The organism is Nonomuraea candida (genome assembly GCF_000725485.1).
Taxonomy (GTDB): Bacteria; Actinomycetota; Actinomycetes; order Streptosporangiales; family Streptosporangiaceae; genus Nonomuraea; species Nonomuraea candida.
Genome location: NZ_JOAG01000006.1, coordinates 59,193 through 78,594 on the forward strand (window position 1 = coordinate 59,193; position 19,402 = coordinate 78,594).

Annotated in this window: 17 protein-coding genes; 4 read left to right on the forward strand and 13 right to left on the reverse strand. The window is 75.0% G+C overall.

Annotation, left to right across the window (positions count from 1 at the left end):
- Positions 1 to 80 precede the first annotated feature (80 nt).
- Positions 81 to 1,271 carry an acyl-CoA dehydrogenase family protein gene (locus IO39_RS05545; RefSeq protein ID WP_043617030.1) on the forward strand — a complete coding sequence of 397 codons (1,191 nt, stop codon included), beginning with the start codon at positions 81 to 83 and terminating at the stop codon, positions 1,269 to 1,271.
- The gene (locus IO39_RS05550) at positions 1,268 to 2,281 is read left to right on the forward strand and encodes a phosphotransferase family protein (RefSeq protein ID WP_084772317.1); all 1,014 of its coding nucleotides are present in this window, start codon (positions 1,268 to 1,270) and stop codon (positions 2,279 to 2,281) included. The genes IO39_RS05545 and IO39_RS05550 overlap by 4 nt, the downstream gene beginning before the upstream one ends.
- Before the next feature lie 40 nt (positions 2,282 to 2,321).
- On the opposite strand, the gene IO39_RS05555 is transcribed toward IO39_RS05550, so the two are convergent.
- Together IO39_RS05555 and IO39_RS05560 are read right to left on the reverse strand one after the other, a co-directional pair.
- Entirely contained in the window at positions 2,322 to 2,957 is a 636-nt protein-coding gene (locus IO39_RS05555) for a TetR/AcrR family transcriptional regulator (RefSeq protein WP_052422478.1), read from the reverse strand.
- On the reverse strand, positions 2,954 to 3,457 hold the full coding sequence (locus IO39_RS05560; protein ID WP_043617032.1) for a hypothetical protein: 504 nt from the start codon (positions 3,455 to 3,457) through the stop codon (positions 2,954 to 2,956). Before IO39_RS05560 ends, IO39_RS05555 begins: the two co-directional genes overlap by 4 nt.
- 370 nt (positions 3,458 to 3,827) lie before the next feature.
- Between IO39_RS05560 and IO39_RS05565 the strand changes: the two genes are divergently transcribed.
- Positions 3,828 to 4,769: an SDR family NAD(P)-dependent oxidoreductase gene (locus IO39_RS05565; protein ID WP_043617035.1), complete on the forward strand. Its 942-nt coding sequence runs from the start codon at positions 3,828 to 3,830 to the stop codon at positions 4,767 to 4,769.
- A gap of 128 nt (positions 4,770 to 4,897) precedes the next feature.
- On the opposite strand, the gene IO39_RS05570 is transcribed toward IO39_RS05565, so the two are convergent.
- The 11 genes from IO39_RS05570 to IO39_RS05620 all read right to left on the reverse strand — a co-directional run bounded on the left by IO39_RS05570 (position 4,898) and on the right by IO39_RS05620 (position 18,045).
- Entirely contained in the window at positions 4,898 to 6,283 is a 1,386-nt protein-coding gene (locus tag IO39_RS05570; protein ID WP_043617038.1) for an alkaline phosphatase family protein, read from the reverse strand.
- A complete protein-coding gene (gene eboE, locus IO39_RS05575; protein WP_043617432.1) occupies positions 6,280 to 7,407 on the reverse strand; it encodes a metabolite traffic protein EboE in 1,128 nt (375 codons plus the stop codon). Before eboE ends, IO39_RS05570 begins: the two co-directional genes overlap by 4 nt.
- Positions 7,407 to 8,261, reverse strand: a complete 855-nt coding sequence (locus IO39_RS05580) for a TatD family hydrolase (protein WP_043617040.1) — start codon at positions 8,259 to 8,261, stop codon at positions 7,407 to 7,409. Before IO39_RS05580 ends, eboE begins: the two co-directional genes overlap by 1 nt.
- A complete protein-coding gene (locus IO39_RS05585; RefSeq protein ID WP_043617043.1) occupies positions 8,261 to 8,842 on the reverse strand; it encodes an EboA domain-containing protein in 582 nt (193 codons plus the stop codon). Before IO39_RS05585 ends, IO39_RS05580 begins: the two co-directional genes overlap by 1 nt.
- Entirely contained in the window at positions 8,839 to 9,831 is a 993-nt protein-coding gene (locus tag IO39_RS05590) for a sugar phosphate isomerase/epimerase family protein (RefSeq protein WP_245641822.1), read from the reverse strand. The genes IO39_RS05585 and IO39_RS05590 overlap by 4 nt, the downstream gene beginning before the upstream one ends.
- Positions 9,828 to 10,781: an SCO3242 family prenyltransferase gene (locus IO39_RS05595; protein WP_043617046.1), complete on the reverse strand. Its 954-nt coding sequence runs from the start codon at positions 10,779 to 10,781 to the stop codon at positions 9,828 to 9,830. The genes IO39_RS05590 and IO39_RS05595 overlap by 4 nt, the downstream gene beginning before the upstream one ends.
- A gap of 202 nt (positions 10,782 to 10,983) precedes the next feature.
- Positions 10,984 to 12,132 (reverse strand): inositol-3-phosphate synthase, encoded by a 1,149-nt coding sequence (locus IO39_RS05600; protein ID WP_043617049.1) that lies wholly within the window; start codon positions 12,130 to 12,132, stop codon positions 10,984 to 10,986.
- A gap of 446 nt (positions 12,133 to 12,578) precedes the next feature.
- Entirely contained in the window at positions 12,579 to 14,711 is a 2,133-nt protein-coding gene (locus IO39_RS05605; RefSeq protein ID WP_043617052.1) for an alpha-galactosidase, read from the reverse strand.
- 95 nt (positions 14,712 to 14,806) lie between these two features.
- Positions 14,807 to 15,691, reverse strand: a complete 885-nt coding sequence (locus tag IO39_RS05610; RefSeq protein ID WP_043617056.1) for a carbohydrate ABC transporter permease — start codon at positions 15,689 to 15,691, stop codon at positions 14,807 to 14,809.
- A 114-nt stretch (positions 15,692 to 15,805) separates the two neighbouring features.
- Complete coding sequence (locus tag IO39_RS05615) at positions 15,806 to 16,720, reverse strand: carbohydrate ABC transporter permease (RefSeq protein WP_043617059.1); 915 nt, start codon at positions 16,718 to 16,720, stop codon at positions 15,806 to 15,808.
- On the reverse strand, positions 16,717 to 18,045 hold the full coding sequence (locus tag IO39_RS05620; RefSeq protein WP_043617061.1) for an ABC transporter substrate-binding protein: 1,329 nt from the start codon (positions 18,043 to 18,045) through the stop codon (positions 16,717 to 16,719). Before IO39_RS05620 ends, IO39_RS05615 begins: the two co-directional genes overlap by 4 nt.
- Positions 18,046 to 18,248: 203 nt before the next feature.
- On the opposite strand from IO39_RS05620, the gene IO39_RS05625 reads away from it, so the two are divergent.
- Complete coding sequence (locus IO39_RS05625) at positions 18,249 to 19,391, forward strand: ROK family transcriptional regulator (RefSeq protein ID WP_052422479.1); 1,143 nt, start codon at positions 18,249 to 18,251, stop codon at positions 19,389 to 19,391.
- Positions 19,392 to 19,402: the final 11 nt, after the last annotated feature.

Consider the following 19,402-nt stretch of genomic DNA (forward strand, 5'->3'; position numbering starts at 1 on the left):
CCGACCGGGACCGGGATGATCGGGGCCGGGATGATCGGTAGCCGTTGACCGGGGGCCGGGTTTCGGGTTGATTCGGGGGCATGAGCTTCGCGGTCCCCGAGAGGGTGCGCCCGCTGCGCGACGCGGTGCACGCGTTCATGACCGAGCGGGTCGAGCCCGCCGAGCCGGTGCTGCACGCGGGCGGGCCCGAGGCCGCCGCCGCGCTGGACGAGCTGCGCGCGCAGGCCAGGAAGGAGGGCCTGTGGGCGCTCGGGCATCCCCGCGAGCTGGGCGGGGGCGGGCTGCCGTTCCTCGACTACGTCTATGTCAACGAGGTGCAGGGGCGCAGCGAGTACGGGCAGCTCGCACTGGGGACGTACACGTTGCAGGACTCGCTCATGCTGCACGAGCACGCCTCGCCGGAGCAGCGGGAGCGCTACCTGGAGCCGCTGGTGCGCGGCGACATCTCGCCCAGCTTCGCGATGACCGAGCCGGCCGTCTCCAGCAGCGACCCCACGCAGATCACCACGGCCGCCGTGCTCGACGGGGACGAATGGCTGATCAACGGGCACAAGTGGTTCACGACGGGGGCGTCGCGGGCGGCGTACACGACCGTGATGTGCAGGACCGAGCAGGACGCGCCGCCTCACCTGGCCTTCTCCATGATCCTCGTGCCGACGGACACGCCGGGCTACACGATCGTGCGCGAGACGCCCGTGCTGGGGCTCGACGGGGCGCACTGCGAGGTGCGCTACGACGACGTGCGGGTGCCCGCGGCCAACCTGCTGGGCGCGCGCGGGCAGGGGTTCGTCATCGCGCAGAAGAGGCTCGGCCCCGGACGGATCTTCCACTGCATGCGCTGGCTGGGGCAGGCGCAGCGGGCCTTCGACCTGATGTGCCGGCGGCTGCACGAGCGCACGGCGTTCGGGGAGCCGCTGGCGGCCAAGCAGCTCATGCGGCAGCACGTCTTCGACTCCTACACCGAGATCCAGTCCGCGCGGCTGCTGACCTTGCACGCCGCCTCGCTCATCGACGCGGGCGGGCAGGCCAGGGCGGAGATCGGGGCGATCAAGGTGGTCGGCGCGCGGATGCTGCACAACGTGATCGACCGGGCCGTCCAGGTGTACGGCGCGGCCGGGCTGACCCCGGACACGCCGCTGGAGCGCATGTACCGGCACGCGCGGGCCGGGCGCATCTACGACGGGCCCGACGAGGTGCACATCGACTCGGTGGGGCGGCGCGTCCTGAGCGTGTACGCGGCGGGCGGCTCGTGGGAGTTCGGCCTGCGATGAGCGACTCGGCGGCGAACCATCCGGGCACGAGCACGCCGCAGGTGAGCGGGCCGCAGACGCACGGCCCCGGGGCGGACGGGCTGGAGGCGGTCGCGCGGGAGGTGTTCGGGGACGGGGCGGTGGTCGCGGCGAGCGCGCGGCTGCCCGGCGGGGCCTCGCGCGAGACGTGGGCGCTCGACGTCGTCACGCCCGGCGGGGGCAGGCACGAGCTGATCCTGCGGCTCGACTCCCCCGGCGCCGCCCCGGAGGCGGGCCACGGCCTGGCCGCCGAGGCGCGGCTGATGCGGGCCGCGGCGGGCGCCGGGGTGCCGGTGCCGCGGATCATCGCGTGCGGGGAGTCGTACATCCTCATGACCCGCGTGCCGGGCGAGACGATCCCGCGCAAGATCCTGCGCGACCCCGCCTACGCGGTGGCGCGGCCCCGGCTGGCCCGGCAGTGCGGGCAGGCGCTGGCCGCCATCCACCGGATGCCGCTGTCCGCGGCGCCCCCGGACGACGGGCAGGAGCCGCTGGCGCGGTGGCGGGAGGTGCTGGACCGGCTGGGGGAGCCGCATCCGGTGTTCGAGCTGGCGCTGCGGCGGCTGGCCGCCACCCGGCCGCGCGGCGGGCGGCGCACGGTCGTGCACGGCGACTTCCGCAACGGCAACCTCATCGTGGGGCCCGAGGGCATCAGAGCCGTGCTCGACTGGGAGCTGGCCCACCCCGGCGACCCCCTGGAGGACCTCGGGTGGTTGTGCGTGAAGGCGTGGCGGTTCGGCTCGCGGCTGCCGGTGGGCGGGTTCGGCTCGTACGGGGAGCTGATCGAGTCGTACGAGGAGGCCGGCGGGCACCCGGTGGACCGGGACGCGCTGCGCTGGTGGGAGACGTTCGGCGTGCTCAAGTGGGGCGTCATCTGCGTCATGCAGACGATGCGGCACCTGCGCGGCGGGGCCCGCTCCGTGGAGCTGGCGGCCATCGGCCGGCGCGTGTGCGAGACCGAGTGGGACCTGCTGCACCTGCTGCGCGACTGACCCGGGCGGCCGCCTGCTCCGACCCTGGAGCGCCCCCGGCCTACGCGCATCCCCCTCCGGTAGGAGCCGGGCTCACCCCTGAAGGGCAGGGCGGGGCGGCGCCCTCCCGGGCGAGGGCGGCGGCGATCACGTCCACGAGTCCCCGCACCACCTGGGCGCGGTCCACCTCCTGGTGGTCGAGCCACCAGTCGCCGGTCGTCTGCACCATGCCGACGAAGGCGTGGCCGAGCACCTGGGCGCGCACCGGGTCGGGCACCGCGCGCTCGGCGGCCAGCGCGCGGCCGAGCTCCTCCCCCAGGCTGCGCACCAGCGAGGTCATGTGGGAGCGGACCCTGCTGTCCTCGGCGCCGGCCCGGTGGAACAGGAACCGGTAGAGGTTGAGGTTGGCCGAGATCAGGTCGAGGTAGACGCCGATCGCGGCCGTGGCCCGGGCGCGCGGGTCGGCGCCGGCCGCGGCGAAGGTCGGGCGGAGCTGGGCGATGACCGTGCGCACGTGCCGGTCTGCCAGGGCCTGGTAGAGGCCGTGCTTGTCGCCGAAGTGGCGGTAGAGGACGGGCTTGGTGATGCCCGCGGCGGCGGCGATGGCCGCCATCGACACGCCGGGCCCCTCCTCCTTGATGACCCGGTCGGCCGCGTCGAGCAGCGCCCTGCGCCGATCCGGATCCCGCCCGCTCACCCGTTCAGGATAGATCGCCAGCGCGCCGGGAGCAGCGCGGGCAGGACGAGCAGGGCGCCGAGGAGCGCGTACAGGCCGCTGGTGCCCGCCAGGGTGCCGGGCGGCTCGCCCGGTTCGGCCCACGGCGCGCCGCCCGGGGCGGCCTGCCAGGGCAGCCCGCCGTCGTGCGCCCAGGGCAGGGTGCCCGCCGCGCCGATCGCGGCGTCGAGGTCGAGGGCGAACAGCGCGCCCGCCGCGGCCAGGGGCAGGCCGCAGGCGAGCGCGGCGGCGGGCCGCGCGGACAGGAGCGTGACCAGGACGGCGACCGCCGCCAGGTAGGCCAGGCCGGCCGGCGCCGGGGCGAACGCGGCCTGGCCCGCGCGCAGGGCCCGGGCGGCGGCGTCGGTGAGGTAGTAGACGGGCGCGAGGGCGGCGATCCCGGCCAGGGCCGCGACCAGGATGCCGGCCGTGACGCCGGCGGCGGTTCCGGTGGGGTGGCGGGGGCGCCGGTCGCGCTTCACATCCCGGAACATTAGCTCTGGGAGCGGGGCTGAGGTGGGAGAACGCCGCACTTCCCCGGGCGTTCCCCGTCTTCGGCGGGCCGGGCGCGGGGTGAGGCGCCGGGGGCCGCTGGCGGAGGGGGCGCGCCGCGAGGCGCCAGGGGCCGTCGCATAGCCGGCGGAGGGGGGCGCGGTGAGGCGCCAGGGGCCGTCGCATAGTCGGCGGAGGGGGGCGCGGTGAGGCGCCAGGGGCCGTCGCATAGTCGGCCGGGGCGTGGTGGCGGGTCCTCCTTCTGGCCGGAAGGCAGAGCCGCCGGGGGGAATCGGGGCGGGCGGGCCGGGCGGCAGCATGGGCGGCGCTGATGATCGTCGTTTCCGGGGAGGAAGACAGATGCGGGAGTCGAAGGGCCGTCTGGACCGGCGCGGGCTGCTGGGCGGGCTGGCGGTGGCGGGCGGGGCGCTGGCCGCCACCGGGCTCATGGGGGACGTGGCCGGCGCCGTCACCACGGCCGGTTCCGGCGGTGCGGCGGCCGGGCGGGGCCGGTTCCGCGGCAAGGTCGTGCTGATCACCGGGGCGACCTCGGGCATCGGCCGGGCGGCGGCGCTGGCGTTCGCGGCCGAGGGCGCCAGGGTGGGGTTCTGCGGGCGGCGGGAGCAGCTCGGCAGGGAGGTGGAGGCGGCGATCCGCCGCGCCGGGGGCGAGGCGACGTACGTCAGGGCGGACGTACGGGTCGAGGCCCAGGTGAAGGAGTTCGTGGACCGGGTCGCCGGACGGTACGGCCGGCTCGACGTCGCCTTCAACAACGCCGGGATCGGCGGCGCGGCCGAACCCCACGCGATCACGCTGGAGCAGTGGGACGACATCATGGACACCAACGCCCGCGGCGTGCTCCTGGCCATCAAACACGAGGTGCCCCACCTGCTGCGGAACGGCGGCGTCATCATCTGCACCGCCTCCTCGGCCGCCGAGCAGGCCCGCCCGAACGGCGCCGCGTACACCGCGAGCAAGCGCGCCGTGCAGGGGATCGTCAAGGCGGCGGCGCTGGCGTACGGCACGCGTGGCATCCGGGTCAACGCCATCCTGCCGGGCACCACCGACACCGCCTTCGTCCGGCCCCCCGGCCTGCCGGACGAGGTGTGGGCCGCCTACCGGGACGCCTGGGGGCCGCTGAACGTGGACGGGATGGAGCGGATGGCGACGGCCGAGGAGATCGCGCGGGCCGTGGTGGGGCTGGCCTCGGACGACTTCCCGTACCAGACGGGGGCCTCGGTGGCGGTGGACGGCGGGGCCACCGCGGGCAGGAAGATGGTGAACCCGCCCACGGGCGGCTGAGCCGCCCGTCCCGGGCCGCCGGTCGGCGGCCCTTTCGAGCACGACCCCCGCGAGCCGCCCGGCGCCCGTGCGGCGGCCGGGCGCCCGCTCGCCGGTCACCTGTGCGGCGAGCGGGCGCCGTTCGCTCGTCAGGTACGCGGCGGGCGGGCGCCGTCCCCCGCGGCCAGGCGCAGCAGCAGGTCCTTGACCTCCACGGCCTCGTAGCGGTCGCGGGCCGGCGCCGGGTCGGAGCAGAGCAGGACGGGCGCGTCGGCGGGGTCGGCCGGCGGCAGGCCGTGGGAGCCGCGCACGGCGTGCGCGCCCGCGTCGAGCCCGACGACGTCCATGACGTAGCGCAGGCCGAGCTTCTTGCGCAGCAGCGCCGTCGCGGCCCGCCGCTTGGCCGCCGCGGGCCCCGCCGGGTCGAAGAACAGCTCGGCCGGGTCGTAGCCGGGCTTGCGGTGGATCTCGACGACGCGGGCGAAGTCGGGGGCGCGGGCGTCATCGAGCCAGTAGTAGTAGGTGAACCACGCCTCGCGCTCGGCCAGCAGGACCAGCTCGCCCGAGCGGGCGTGGTCCAGGCCGTGCGCGGCCTTGCCGTCCGCGTCCAGCACGGTGGCGACGCCGGGCACCGACGCGCAGAGCTTGGCCACGGCCGGCACGTCGGCCGGGTCGCGGACGTAGACGTGGGCGATCTGGTGGTCGGCGACGGCGAACGCCCGCGAGGTCCAGGGGTCGAGGTACTCCATGCCGTCCTGGGTGTGCACGCGCAGCAGGCCCTCGGCGCGCAGCGCGCGGTTGACGTGCACGGGGCGGGAGACGTCGGTGATGCCGTACTCCGACAGCACCACCACGGTCCTGTCCCGGGCCGCGTCGAGCAGCGGGGCCATGACGGCGTCGAGCTCGGCGGCGGCGGAGGCGGCGCGGGGGTCGGAGGGGCCGTACCGCTGCAGGTCGTAGTCCAGGTGCGGCAGGTAGGCCAGGGTCAGGTCGGGGTCGCGGGTGGACAGGAGGTGCTCGGTGGCCCGCGCGATCCACCGCGAGGAAGCGATGCCGGCGCCGGGGCCCCAGTAGCTGAACAGCGGGAAGGGGCCGAGTTTCGCGGTCAGCTCGTCGTGCAGCTCGGGCGGGTCGGTGTAGCAGTCGGGCTCCTTGCGGCCGTCGGCGCGGTAGATGGGGCGGGGGGTGACGGTCCAGTCGACGTCGGCGCCCATGGCGTACCACCAGCACACGTTGGCCACGCTGGAGCCGGGGCGGGCGGCGTGCCAGAGCTTCTCGCCGCCGACGAGGGCGTTGTGCTGGCGCCACAGCAGGACCTCGCCGAGGTCGCGGAAGTACCAGCCGTTGCCGACGATCCCGTGCCCGGACGGCGGCAGGCCGGTCAGGAACGTGGACTGCGCCGGGCAGGTGACGGCCGGCAGGACGGTGCCCAGCTCGGCCAGGAACCCGGCGTCGGCGACGGCGCGCAGGCGGGGCATGTGGGCCAGCAGCCTCGGGGTCAGGCCCACCACGTCCAGAACCAAGAGTTTGCTCATGCCGTCACTCCCAGGTCGCGCAGTTCGTCACGGGCGAAGGCCAGCTCGCCGGCGATGCCGGCGGCGAGCTCGGCGGGGGTGCGGGGGCGCAGCGCGGGCGGCAGCACGCCCCAGGTGTAGGTCTCCACGTCGTAGTGGTCGCACAGCGGCAGCGGCCCGCCGGCCAGCTCCTTGAGCGCCTCGCGCAGCACCGGGACGGTGGTGGCCAGCGGCGGGGCGGGGTCGGCGTGCAGCGGCACGTGGTAGTGCACCCGCCACGGCCCCGGCAGGCCGCTCGCGAGGGCCTCGTCGAGGTCGTCGGCGGCCCCGCCGTACGGGTTGCGGGTCTGGTGCAGGAAGCGGGGCTCGGCGTACTCGCGCAGCGCCCCGGGGTCGGCGCTCTCCAGCGCGGCCGAGAGCTGGACCTTGACGATGGGCAGGCCGGCCGCGCGCAGGCCCTTCAGCGCGGCGGCCGGCTGCTCCCAGGCGCAGGCCAGGTGGGCCAGGTCCAGGCAGACGCCCAGCCGGTCGGTGTCGATGCCGGCCAGGTGCGTGACGGCCTGGCCGGTGCTCTCGACGACGCAGCCGGGCTCGGGCTCGAAGGCGACGCGCACGGTCCTGCCGGTGCTCGCCTCGATCTCGGCCAGGCCGGCGGCGAGCCGGTCGAGCCGGCGCGCGGCGGCGTCGGACCTGGCGGGGTCCCACGGGGTGCGCCAGGCGAGCGGCAGGGTGGAGACCGAGCCGCGGGCCACGTCGTCGGGCAGCAGGTCGGCCAGGACGCGGGCCAGGTCGAGGGTGTACGACAGCCGCGCCGGCGTGGTCCAGTCGGGATGGTAGACGGCCTGCTTGACGACCGGGTCGTGGAAGGAGCGGTAGGGGAAGCCGTTGAACGTCACCACCTCCAGCCCCCGCGCGTCCAGCTCCCTGCGCAGCCGCCGGCGCGCGGCCGGGTCGGCGGCCAGCGCGGCGGCCACGGGCGCGGCCGGCCAGAGCCCGAGCCCCAGCACGCCGACCTCCAGGCGGGCGCGGATCGGCACCGCGTACGCGTCGAGCTGGGCGAGGATGCCGTCGAGGTCCTCGGCCGGGTGCACGTTGGTGCAGTAGCTGAGGTGCAGCGGCGTGCCGGAGGGGTGGCGGAGCCGCATCATTCGCCGCCGCGCTTGATGGAGCTGCCGGCGAACGTGGGCTCGGCCGCCCCGGTCACGCCGGTCAGGTCGAGGCGGCCCGACTGGCCGTAGAACTCCACCGGGTTGCGCCACATGACCCGGTCCACGTCGTCCTCGCCGAACCCGGCCGCCAGCATCGCCTCGGCGGTCGCCAGGGTGAGCAGCGGGTCGGAGACGCCCCAGTCGGCGGCCGAGTTGACCAGCATGCGCTCGGTGCCGTATTTGCGCAGCAGCTCGACCATGCGCGGCGGCGACATCTTGGTCTCGGGGTAGATGGAGAAGCCCATCCAGCAGCCGGAGCCGTGCACGAGGTCGATGGTGACCTCGTTGAGGTGGTCGATGGCGACCCGGCCGGGCGCGATGCCGGAGGATCTGACCAGGTCGAGGCTGCGGCGGGTGCCGGCGGCCTTGTCGCGGTGCGGGGTGTGCACCAGGGCGGGCAGGTCGTGCTCGACGGCCAGGGCGAGCTGGCGTTCGAAGGCGTCGTCCTCGTCGGGGGTCATGGAGTCGTAGCCGATCTCGCCGACCGCGACCACGCGGTCCTTGTCCAGGTAGCGCGGCAGCAGGTCCAGGACGGGACGGCAGCGCGGGTCGCCGGCCTCCTTCGGGTTGAGCGCGACGGTGGCGTGGTGCACGACGCCGAACTGCGCGGCCCGGTACGGCTCCCAGCCGATCAAGGAGTCGAAGTAGTCGGTGAACGAGCCGGGATTGGTGCGCGGCTGGCCCAGCCAGAACGCCGGCTCCACGACGGCCCGGATTCCGGCGGCGGCCATCCGGGCGTAGTCGTCGGTGGTGCGTGAGGTCATGTGGATGTGCGGGTCGAAGATGCGCATCAGGTCTCCTCGCTGGTGAGACGGCGGAGCAGGGCGGCGGCGTCGCCGGGGACGGGCCGGCCGGCCGCTTCGCGCTCGGCGGCGAAGGCGGCCAGCATGGCGGCCAGCCCGTCGTCCGCCCGCCGGTCCAGGTCGTGCACCTCGGCCAGCGGCACGCCCATGAACACGCACTTGAGCACCGCCTGCCGCCAGGCCGCCGGGTCGAGGTGGGCGGCGTACGGGCCCAGCGCGGCGGCCAGCAGCCGGGTGTCGTTGGTCCGGATGGCGTCGTGCAGCAGGGGCACGGCCCGCGCGCCGACCGGGAGCAGGGGCAGGGCCTTGAGCACGGCCCGCTTCTCGTCGGCGTCGCCGTACCGGTACAGGTCGGCGGCCACCTCCGCGACCCGGTCCGGCGGGAGCGCGGCCAGCAGCAGCGCGCGGGCCGCCTCGTCGGCCGTCCATCCGGGCGCGCCGGGCAGCGGCGCCCGGCCGGCGGAGGAGAACGAGCGCGCGATGGTCTCCGGACGGGCGAGCGCGTCCCGCAACCAGTCCCAGCCCGGGGTGCCGCGCAGCGCCTCCCGCAGCCTCTCGGACGACGTCACGACCGCACTCCTTCCCGCCCGGCCCCGCCCGAGCCGGACCACCCGGCCGGACACCCGGCCCTCTCCCCGGACCCGCTCCCGGGCTCCTGCCCGGACCCGCTCCCGGACTCCTGCCCGGAGCCGCTCCCGGACTCCTGCCCGGAGCCCTCCCCGAGCCCGTGCCGGGATGCCTGCTCGGCCCGGCGGAGGAAGGCGAGGGAGCGGGCGGCGACGTCGGGGGCGGCGTGGGAGTGGCGGGGCAGCTCGACGGCGGCCAGGCCGCGGTAGCCGGAGCCGGCCAGCGCGCGCAGCACCGGCGGGAAGTCGATCTCCCCCTCGCCGAACTCCAGGTGCTCGTGCGTGCCCCGCCGCATGTCGTCGATCTGGACGTTGACCAGGTGCCCGGCCACGGCCGCCACGCAGTCGGGCACGGGGTCCGGCTCGTTGCAGCGGCAGTGGCCGATGTCGAGGGTCAGGCCGAAGCCGTCGGGCTCGCCGAGCGCCCGGCGCAGCTCCCGCCAGCCCGCGATCGTGTCGACCAGCATGCCGGGCTCGGGCTCGAACCCCAGCGGCAGGCTCCCCGCCCGCTCCAGGACGCGGGCGCAGCCGTCCACGAGCCGGTCGCGGGCCAGGGCGGGCGGGACGTGCGGCGGGCGTACCCCGGACCAGAACGACACCGCCTCCGCCCCCAGGTCGGCGCCGATGGCGACGGCGCGGCACAGGAAGTCGACACGCGCGCCGCGGTCGTCGTCGAGCAGCGTGGGGGCGTGCTTGCGCCGGGGGTCGAGCAGGTAGCGGGCGCCGGTCTCGATGACGACGCCCAGGCCGAGGGTGCGCAGGCGGTCGGCGAGCCCGGCCACCCGCCGGGCCAGCCCGGCGGCGTAGGGGTCGAGGTGGTGGTGGTCGAGGGTGAGCGCCACGCCGGCGTACCCGAGGTCGGCGATGACGTCGAGCGCGTCGGAGAGCCGGTGGTTGGCGAAGCCGTTGGTGCCGTAACCGAATCGGATCACGTTGGGGACAGCTTTCTGGCCAGGCGGCGGGCCAGCGGGACCGCCGCGGCGAGGGCGAGACCGACGCGTGGCGCGCCGGCGCGGGCCACCAGGGCGCCCTGGAGCGCGGGCAGGCCCACGATCCCGGCCGTGACGGCCGCGCGCACCCGGTCCGCCGAGGGCTCGGCGACGGCCCGGGCCTGGGGAGCGCCGAACTGGGCGGCGTACCAGGCGGAGAGCGCGACCACCGCGAGCTCCCCGGCCCCGGCGGCGGCCGGAGAGGCGAGGGCGGCGGAGGCCGGCGGGCCGATGGCGGTAGCGGGCGGGGAACCGGAGGTGGCCGAGCGGGAGGAGGCGGTGGCCGAGGGGCGGAGGGCGGTGGTGGTGGCGAGGGTGAGGGTGCAGGTCAGGGTGGTGGCGGGGCGGTCGCGGGTGGTGCCGGCGGTCTCGCCCCTGGACAGGACGGTGAGCAGGTACGTGTGGGCGGCGATGGTGAGCGCGGCGGGCAGCGCCGCCCCTGGCGAACGTCCGGGCGCCGCGCCCAGCAGCACGTCCAGGCCCCGGCAGACGGCCATCGCCAGGGGTCCCGCGCGGGTGTTCTTGGCTGCCACGTCGTACGCCCACACCGCCGCCGCCAGGGGCGCCGCGACCGCCAGGGCCCGGCGGCCACCGGCGAGCCCCGCGAGGGCGACACCGGCCGCGGTGAGCCCGGCGGCCACGCCCAGGGCGGCGCCCGGACCGACCCGGCCCGAGGGGATGGGACGCTCGGGGCGTTCGACGGCGTCGAGGTGGCGGTCGGCCCAGTCGTTGGCGGCCATGCCGGCCCAGTACAGGCAGATCGAGGCGCAGGCCAGGCCGGCCGTCCGCGGCCCGAGCACCCGCGCGGCGGCGGCGCCCGCGGCCACGTCGCCCGGGACCGACAGCGCGGCCGGCGCCCGCACGAGTTCGAGCAGATCCCTCACCCCCGCCATCGGCGCACCTCCCCCACCCTCGATCGCGCCTGGGATCGCGCCACCGGTCGCGCCACCGGTCGCGCCTCGGGTCGCATCTCGGGTCGTGCCTCAGGTCGCGCCTCAGGTCGCGCCTCGGGTCGCGCCGCTGATCGGGCCCGGGCGCCGCGTGGTGCCGGGGCGCGCTCCGCCGGCGGGGACGGGGGGCGGTGAGGAGGCGGGGTCATGGGGTGGTCCCGGCGGGCAGGGTGGTGACGAAGGTGTGGAGGGTGTGCCACTGCTCGGCGAGGCCGTGGGGGACGTCTCCGAGGGGGTCCTTGAAGAAGAAGGCCAGCTCGGGCAGCGGCCCGTGGCGGCCGGCGCGGCGGGCGGCGGCGGTGAGCCTGGCCAGGTCGAGGATCAGGGGCGCGGCCAGCGCGGAGTCGCAGCCGTGCCAGGTGAACTCCATGCGCATACCGGTGCCGAGGAAGCCCTCGAAGGTGACCAGATCCCAGGCGGTCTTGAAGTCGCCCAGGTCCTCCAGGTAGTCGATGCGGGTCTCGCCCTGCGGGGCGTACCCGAGCGTCTCGGCCAGCACCCGCTGCTTGCTGGCCGTCTTGGCGGCGTTGGCGCCGGGCCGGGTGAGGTTGGCGCCGTCGCCGCCGCCCAGCAGGTTGATGCCGGACCAGGTGCGCACCTTGAGGTTGCGCTGGGCGAACATCGGGGCGAGCACCGACTTGACGAGGGTCTCGCCGGTCTTGCCGTCGTTGCCCGCGTACGGCAGGCGCCGCTCGCGGGCCAGCTCGTCGAGCGCGGGGAGGCGGGCCCCGGTCGAGGGGGTGAAGTCGACGTACGGGCAGCCGGCGGACAGGGCGGCGTAGGCGGCCAGCGCGCTGGGCGGCAGCACCGTCCCGGGCTCGGCCAGCGCGGCGCGCAGCGGGCCGAGCGCGGCGTGGGCGGGGTGCGGCGGCGGGGCGGGCTCGGTGGTGGAGACGTTGATGACGACGACGTGGTCCAGGTCGTTGGCGTTGCGGAAGCCATCGAGGTCGGCGCCGATGGCCCGCGCCGTGCCGGCCTGGGTGGCGGCGGCCGGCAGCGGCCGCAGGTGCCGCTCGACGGCGGTGAGCTCCTGCCGCACGGCCGTGGCGAGCGCCGCGGGCACCACCCCGGCCCCGGCGAGTTCGGCGGCCTTCTTCTCCAGCGGCACGGAGGTGACGTCGTGCCCGCCGAACACCAGGTCGGCGATGCCCGGCCGGACGAGGTCGCGCAGCGCGGGCGACTCCAGGACACATCCGGTCGGCGCGGTCAGGCCCGACCTGATGGCCAGCGCCCCGATCATGCTCGTGACGGCGACGGAGCCGCGTGCCCCGATCAGCCATACTCCCGTTCTCATGAGGACTCCTTCGCGCCCGGAGGCGACCGCGCCGCGGACGTTCAGCGTCGAAGGCCGAGTGGAGCGGGTCGGCCCCTTGGCCGGTGAACGGCGTGATCGGCCCGGGTCACGCGTCCTCCACACGTGTCAGGCGGCTTCCGTCAGCCGCGGTCGTCGCCGGGAAAGGCCTGCGCGTCCCGGGACGGCGGGGCGCCCGGGCGGCAGACGTCGGGGTGATCGGACTCAGTGACCAGGATGGGCTCGAAAAGGCCGCCGATCAAGCCGCAGCACCCCGCGTTCTGGTGCGGAGCATCGAAAACCGGGCGCCGCCCGGCGGCGCCCGGTTCCCGGGGCCCGTCATCACGCGGAGGGGTCCGTCACGCGGTGTGGCCCGTCACGCGGTGCGGCCCGTCACGCGGTGCGGCCCGTCACGCGGTGCGGCCCGTCGCAGGCCCGGACGGCGGCCGTCACGTGGAGAAGCCGTCGCGGTCCTGGCGGACGGCCGTCAGGTGGAGCAGCGCGGACTGGTCGGGGAAGAGCGGCGGTACCGAGAGGCCGGCGGCCGCCAGCGCCGAGCCGGGCAGTTCGAGCCGGCCGGACACCCAGGCGGGCTCGGCGCCGTGGGAGGCCACGGGCATGAGCGGGCTGATCCGGTAGACGGTGTCCGGGTCGAGGCCGGGCAGCCGGATGGTGCCCGGCGGCCAGGTGGCGGGGCGGTCGAGCATGGCGATCTCGTAGATGGCCTGGCTCGCGTCGGGGGCGACGACGCCGTGGGCGCGCACGCCTTCCGGGGTGTCGTCCACGCGGACGACGGCGCCGGTGTGGAGGAGGGCGCGGTGCCGCTTGTGCAGGGCGATCCATTCGGCCAGCTCGCCCAGCTCGGCGTCGGTGAGGGAGGTGAGGTCCCATTCGATGCCGTAGTGGCCGAAGAACGCGGTCGCGGCGCGGAAGGCGAGGTCGTGGCGGCGGCCGGTGGTGTGGGAGCGGCCGGAGCCGATGTGGCTGCCGATCAGCTCGGGCGGCAGGAGCTGGGCGGTCCAGCGCAGGATGTCCTGGCGTTCGACGGGGTCGATGCAGTCGCTGGCCCAGACGCGGTCGGCGTGCTGGAGGATGCCGAGGTCCACGCGGGCGCCGCCGGAGGAGCACGCCTCGATCTCCAGCCCCGGGCGGGCGGCGCGGACCTCGTCGAGCAGCCGGTAGACGGCGTGCGTCTGGGCGTGCACGGCGGCCCGGCCGGCGTGCGCGGCGGAGCCGGCGTCCACCAGGTCGCGGTTGTGGTCCCACTTGATGAAGTCGAGGTCGTACTCGGCGACGAGGGCGAGCAGCCGTTCCTTGATGTGGGCGTACGCGGCGGGGTTGGTCAGGTCGAGGACCTGCTGGCGGCGGGCGGGCGGGGGCAGGCGGTCGCCGGTGCGCAGGATCCAGTCGGGGTGGGCGCGGGCCAGGTCGGAGTCCGGGTTGATCATCTCGGGCTCCATCCAGAGGCCGAACTCCATGCCCAGCGCGCGGACCCGCTTGACCAGGGGGTGCAGGCCGTCGGGCCAGACGGCGGGGTCGACGTACCAGTCGCCGAGGCCCGCGCCGTCGTCGCGGCGGCCGAGGAACCAGCCGTCGTCGAGCACGAACCGCTCCACCCCGACCCGGGCGGCCCGGTCGGCGAGGTCGAGCAGGCGGTCGAGGTCGTGGTCGAAGTAGACGGCCTCCCAGGTGTTGAGCACGACGGGGCGGGGCGCCGGGGGGTGGCCGGGGCGGGCGCGCAGGTGGTCGTGGAAGCGGCGGGCCGCCTCGTCCAGGCCGTGCCCGTAGGCGCCGTACACCCACGGGGTGCGGTACGTCTGCCCGCTCTCCAGGATGACCTCGCCGGGCAGCAGCAGCTCGCCGCCGCCGAGCATGGTGCGGCCGGTGGCGGTGCGTTCGGCGTAGTGGCGGTGGTTGCCGCTGAAGCCGACGTGCAGGCCCCACGCCTGGCCGCGGCCGAAGCCGAGGTCGGCGGTGGCGGCGAACAGCACGGTGGCGGCGTCGGCTCCGGTGCGGCCGCGGCGGTTCTCGCGCAGGTGGGTGCCGACGGTGAGCGGGCGGCGCTGCGGGATGCGCTCCTTGGACCACCGGCCCGCCTGGTCGAGCAGGTCGGTGGGGTTGCCGGGCACGGGGAGCACGAGGTTGAGCGCGTCGAGGGTGTAGGGCAGGTCGTGCCCGTTGCGCAGCTCGGCGCGGGCCCGCAGCAGCCCCGACGGGTCGAGCTCGACGGTGAGCGTGAGACCGAGGCGGGCGTGCGGGTCCGTGGCGGTGGCGGTGAGTCGCTGCCCGTCCACCTCGTAGGTGACGGCGGTGAAGGCGGGCGACCAGTGCTCCCCGTGGTGGTGGCCGCTGAGGCCGGGCAGGCCCGTCCAGCCGGTGCGCGACTCGGGCACCAGGGCCGTGCGGATCGGGACCTCGACGGTCTGGTCGGACCTGGGCCGCAGCTCGGCGGCCAGGTCCGCCAGCGCGCCGGCGCCGAGCGGGCCGAGGTCCCGCCCCCAGTGCAGGATCGCCGGCAGGGCGTCGGACGGGCATTCGAGCAGCACGGACACGCCGGCGGCGCGGAAGTGGTGGAGGTGCATGCGGCGCTTTCTCTCAGGTGCTTTCTTCTCGGGTGCTTCGCTTCTCGGGTGCTTCGCTTCTCGGGCCCCTCGCGGCCCCGGCGGCCGGCCGGGGGTCAGCCCTTGAGGCCGCCGCTCAGCAGGTCCAGCCGCCAGAAGCGCTGCAGGAACAGCAGCAGCGCGATGAGCGGGATCACCGACACGGCGGCGCCGACGATGGCGATGCCGTAGAGGGCGGGCTCCGAGGAGCCCTTGGCCAGCAGGGTGTAGAGGCCGACGGTGATCGGGAACTTGGACTCGTCCGACAGCATGATGAACGGCAGCAGGAAGTTGTTCCAGGTGCCCACGAACTGCAGCATGAAGATCGTCACCATGCCGGGGACCATCATGGGCAGCCCGATGGAGCCGAGGATGCGATACTCGCTCGCCCCGTCGATCCTGGCCGCCTCCAGCGTCGCGTCGGGGACGGCCGACAGGGCGTAGACGCGGGCCAGGTAGATGCCGAAGGGCGAGATGAGGCTCGGCAGCAGGACCGACCAGTGGCTGCCGACGAGGTTCGTCTCCGACATGAGCAGATACTGCGGGATCGCCAGGGTCATGCCGGGCACGAGCACGCCGGCCAGGATGGCGTAGAACAGCACGCTGCGGCCGCGGAAGTCGTACTTCGCCATGCCGTAGCCGGCCAGCGTCGAGATGAGGGTCGAGACGGCCGAGCCGACGACCGCGTACAGGGCGCTGTTGCCGGCCCACACCAGGAAGCGGCCGTCGCCGTAGGCGAACAGGTCGCGCAGGTTGTCCAGCAGGCCGGTGCCGGGGGCGAAGGTGAAGGTGGAGAACAGCTCCGCGCTCGACTTGGTCGCGGCCACGACCACCCAGGCGACCGGCACCAGGCAGTAGAGGGCGCCGGCGAGCAGCACGATCGTGGGCAGGACCCGGGCCCGCTGGTGCGGCAGCGGGCGGGAGACGGCCACCGCGGCCTTCCTCGCGATGACGGCGCTCACGACGTCCCTCCGCGGGCGCGTTCCCGCGCGACCTCGTACCTGACGGCGTTCATGACATCCCTCCGCGGGCGCGTTCCCGCGCGACCTCGTGCCTGACGGCGTTCATGACGGCGTTCATGACATCCCTCCGAACGCGCGCTTCTGGGTGACCTTGAGCAGCACCACGGACACGACGAGGGTGCCCACGGCCAGGATGACGGAGGCGGCCGAGGCCAGCGGCAGGTCGTCGCGGGAGAAGGCGCTGGTGTAGATGTGCATCAGCGGCACCCACACCCCGGAGATCTCCGGGGTCATCGGCTTGAGCGTGGTCGGCTCGCCGTACACCTGGAGGGTGCCGATGAGGGCGAACAGGCCGGTGAGCACGAGCGCGGGGGCCACCAGCGGGATCTTGACGTGCCAGGCGATGCGCCACTCCGAGGCGCCGTCGATGCGGGCGGCGTCGGACAGCTCGGCGGGGATGCCGCGCAGCGACGTGAAGATGATGATCATGTTGAAGCCGACGCCGCCCCAGACGGCGATGTTGGCCAGCGACGGGTAGATGCCGCCCCCGGTGAGGAACGGGATCTCGCCCAGCCCCAGCTCCTGGGTGAGGTAGCTGAACGGGCTGGTCGAGGGCAGGTACATGAAGCCCCACAGCAGCGAGGCCGTCACCCCGGGGATCGCGTACGGCAGGAAGATCGCCGTCCGCGCGAACCGGCGGCCCCGCGCGCCGGCGTAGTCGAGCAGCAGCGCGAACAGCAGCGCCGGCCCGAGCGTGAGCGGCACGCTGATCAGCCCGTAGAGCGCGAGCCGGCCGAAGCCGGCCAGGAAGTCGGGGTCGGCCAGCGTCCTGGCGTAGTTGTCGAGCCCGACGAAGACCTCCTGCCGGGTGCCGAAGATGCCGCCGCCGGTCAGCCGCAGGCCGCGCAGGCTGAGGTAGAGGGCGTAGCCGATGGGGATCGCCAGGAAGGCCAGGAACAGCAGCACGGCGGGCGCGACGAACAGGTACGGCGCCCGCGACCCGCGGCGGGCGCCGTCGGGGCCGGTCATGACCCGGCGACCTTGAACCCCGTGGTCTTCATGTCGTCGACCACGACCTGCTGCGTCTTCTTGAGCGCGTCCACCAGCGGCGTCTTGTCGCGCACGGCGGCGGCCATGGCGTCCTGGTAGGCGCTCTGCGCGGTGCCGACGTTCGGGCCCCAGCTGATGTGCGGGATCGTGCGCTTGGCGATCTGGGCCGCGACCTGCCAGTAGTCCTTCTGGCCGGAGACCAGCTTGGGCGGCTCGCTCTCGGTGGTGGCCTGCTGCCCGGCCAGCGACGCGGGGTACTCGCCCGCGGCGATCTGGAGGTCGTAGGCGGTCTTGTCGGTGTTCATCCACTTGGCGAACGTGGCCGCGGCCTGGACGTGCTTGGAGTTCTTGGTGACGGCGATGGCGCTGCCGCCCTGGAAGGCCACCCGGTCGTCGCCCTCGGTCCACTGCGGCAGCGGGGCGATGGCCCAGTCGCCGGCCTGCTTCTCGGCGATGCCGTACAGCACGCCGGGGGCCCACAGGGCGCTCGGCCAGCTCAGGATGTTGCCCTTGTTGAGCTGGTTGTTCCATTCGGGGGTGAGCAGCGGCTGGGCCTTGACCAGGTCCTTGTCGATGAGGTCCTGCCAGAAGGCGGCGACCTGCATGGAGGGCCCGTCGGCGATGCCGACCGTCCAGGTGTCGCCCTCGATCTTCCACCAGGACGAGCCGGCCTGCTGGGCCAGCCCGGCGAAGTTGCCGAACTCGGCGGGGGCGAAGGTGGCCAGGTAGGCGTCGGGGTCCTTCTTGCGCACGTCGGCGGCCACCGCGGCGAAGTCCCGCCAGGTCTTCGGCGGCTCGATCTTCAGCTCGTCGAAGCGCTTCTTGTTGTAGACCATGACCATCGGCCCGACGTCCTGCGGCACGCCGTAGACGGCGCCGTCGAAGCTGGTCAGCGACCAGACCTCGGGGGTGAAGGCGTCCTTGATGTCGCCGGTGTGCGCGGAGATGTCGGCCAGCGCCCCGGCCACGATCATGGCGGGCAGCGTCTGATACTCCAGGCACGTGGCGTCGGGCGCGTTGCCCGCCCGGCTGGCCGTGAGCAGCTTGGCCGCGGTGTCGGTGCCGCCGCCCGCGTCGGTGTGGCGCACCTGGATGTCCGGGTGGGCCTTGTTGAACGCCGCGACCTTCTCCTTCTGGCCCGCGCTCCAGCACCAGAACTGCAGCGTGACCGGCCCCGTCCGGGCCGCCTGTGTGGCCCCGCCGGCACCATCACCGCCGCTCCCGTTCGTGCCCGACGAGCAGGCGGCGAGCAGGACGGCCAGTCCCGCCGCCGCGATCGAGCCGGAGACCCCTCTGATACGCATCCGCGTCTCCTTCCGCGCAAAGTCCGAGTTGGCTTCGCAGGGAAGCCAACCTAGAGAACAAATGAGGCCCATGTCACTACTTGTTCACAAACTCGCAGGATGGTAAGTGCGGCGGAGGCCATACGTTGGCCGTGTTAGCTTTGCTGCGAAGCCAAGAGAGGGAGGCTGGCGTGATGGCCGCTGGGCCCCGAAGATGGGGCGGCATGTGGGACGCCTTGCCCGACGCCGCGCGCTCCATCGTCAAGGAGCTGATCATCCACGGCCCGCAGTCCAGGACCGCGCTGGCCAAGACCCTGCACCTGTCGACCGGCAGCCTGACGCGCCTGACCAAGCCCATGGTCGACGCCGGGCTGCTCGTCGAGGGTGACGTGGTGCACGACCCCGTGAACGGCCGCCCGACCCGTCCCCTCGACGTGGCCGCGGGCGAGCACCGCTTCCTCGGGCTCAAGCTCACCGCCGACCGCGTCCACGCGGTCGTCACCGACCTGCGCGCCGAGGTCATCGCCGGCCGCGACGAGCCGATCGCCGACCACGACCCCGAGGCCGTGTGCCGCCAGGCCCGGCGGCTGCTGGACGAGCTGTCCGGCGGCGCGGGCGCGCCCGTGGGGGCCGGCGTCACGGTCGGCGGCAACGCCCGCGCCGCCACCCGGATCGGCGGCGAGCACCTGGTGGACGCGCCCTACCTGGGCTGGTGGCAGGTGGAGCTGCGGCCGCTGATGGAGCGGGCGCTGGGCGTGCCGTGCGTGGTCACGAACGACGTTGCGGCGCTGGCGCACCAGCACCACTGGTTCGGCCCCGGGCGCGGGCTGCGCGACTTCGCGCTGGTCACGATCGGGGCGGGCATCGGCTACGCGCTCATCGTGCACGACCACCTGGTGGCCGCGACGGAGGCCGACCTGGGCATGTTCGGCCACATGGTGCTGCACCCCGGCGGGCCGATGTGCACCGAGGGGCACCGCGGCTGCGCGGCGGCGTACCTGTCGAGCTGGTCGATCGAGGGCGCGGCCGGGCTGGCGCTGCGGCGCGAGGTGACGTACGAGGAGGTCATGCGGCTGGCCGCGGCCGGCGACCGGGCGTGCCTGGCGCTCGTGCGCGAGGCCGCCCGCGCCCTCGGCAGGCTCATCGCGCAGGTCGCGACGATCTCCCTGGTCAAGACCGTGGTCCTGGCCGGGGAGGGCGTGGAGCTGGCGCGCATCGCCAAGGACGACCTGACCGCGTCGCTGACCGCCCAGCGGCGCGACGTGCCCGGCTCGGTCGACGTGGTGATCGAGGCGGACGACTTCCGCGAGTGGGCGCGCGGCGGCGCGGTGGTAGCCATCCAGAGTTTCGTCACGGGCAGCGACTAGGAGGAGGCGAC

What these genes read in the sequence shown, in the direction of transcription:
- IO39_RS05545 (WP_043617030.1), top strand. Translation starts at nt 81, where the DNA reads ATGAGCTTCGCGGTCCCCGAGAGGGTGCGCCCGCTGCGCGACGCGGTG.
- IO39_RS05550 (WP_084772317.1), top strand. Translation starts at nt 1,268, where the DNA reads ATGAGCGACTCGGCGGCGAACCATCCGGGCACGAGCACGCCGCAGGTG.
- IO39_RS05565 (WP_043617035.1), top strand. Translation starts at nt 3,828, where the DNA reads ATGCGGGAGTCGAAGGGCCGTCTGGACCGGCGCGGGCTGCTGGGCGGG.
- IO39_RS05570 (WP_043617038.1), bottom strand. Translation starts at nt 6,283, where the DNA reads ATGAGCAAACTCTTGGTTCTGGACGTGGTGGGCCTGACCCCGAGGCTG.
- eboE (WP_043617432.1), bottom strand. Translation starts at nt 7,407, where the DNA reads ATGCGGCTCCGCCACCCCTCCGGCACGCCGCTGCACCTCAGCTACTGC.
- IO39_RS05580 (WP_043617040.1), bottom strand. Translation starts at nt 8,261, where the DNA reads ATGCGCATCTTCGACCCGCACATCCACATGACCTCACGCACCACCGAC.
- IO39_RS05595 (WP_043617046.1), bottom strand. Translation starts at nt 10,781, where the DNA reads ATGGCGGGGGTGAGGGATCTGCTCGAACTCGTGCGGGCGCCGGCCGCG.
- IO39_RS05600 (WP_043617049.1), bottom strand. Translation starts at nt 12,132, where the DNA reads ATGAGAACGGGAGTATGGCTGATCGGGGCACGCGGCTCCGTCGCCGTC.
- IO39_RS05605 (WP_043617052.1), bottom strand. Translation starts at nt 14,711, where the DNA reads ATGCACCTCCACCACTTCCGCGCCGCCGGCGTGTCCGTGCTGCTCGAA.
- IO39_RS05615 (WP_043617059.1), bottom strand. Translation starts at nt 16,720, where the DNA reads ATGACCGGCCCCGACGGCGCCCGCCGCGGGTCGCGGGCGCCGTACCTG.
- IO39_RS05620 (WP_043617061.1), bottom strand. Translation starts at nt 18,045, where the DNA reads ATGCGTATCAGAGGGGTCTCCGGCTCGATCGCGGCGGCGGGACTGGCC.
- IO39_RS05625 (WP_052422479.1), top strand. Translation starts at nt 18,249, where the DNA reads ATGTGGGACGCCTTGCCCGACGCCGCGCGCTCCATCGTCAAGGAGCTG.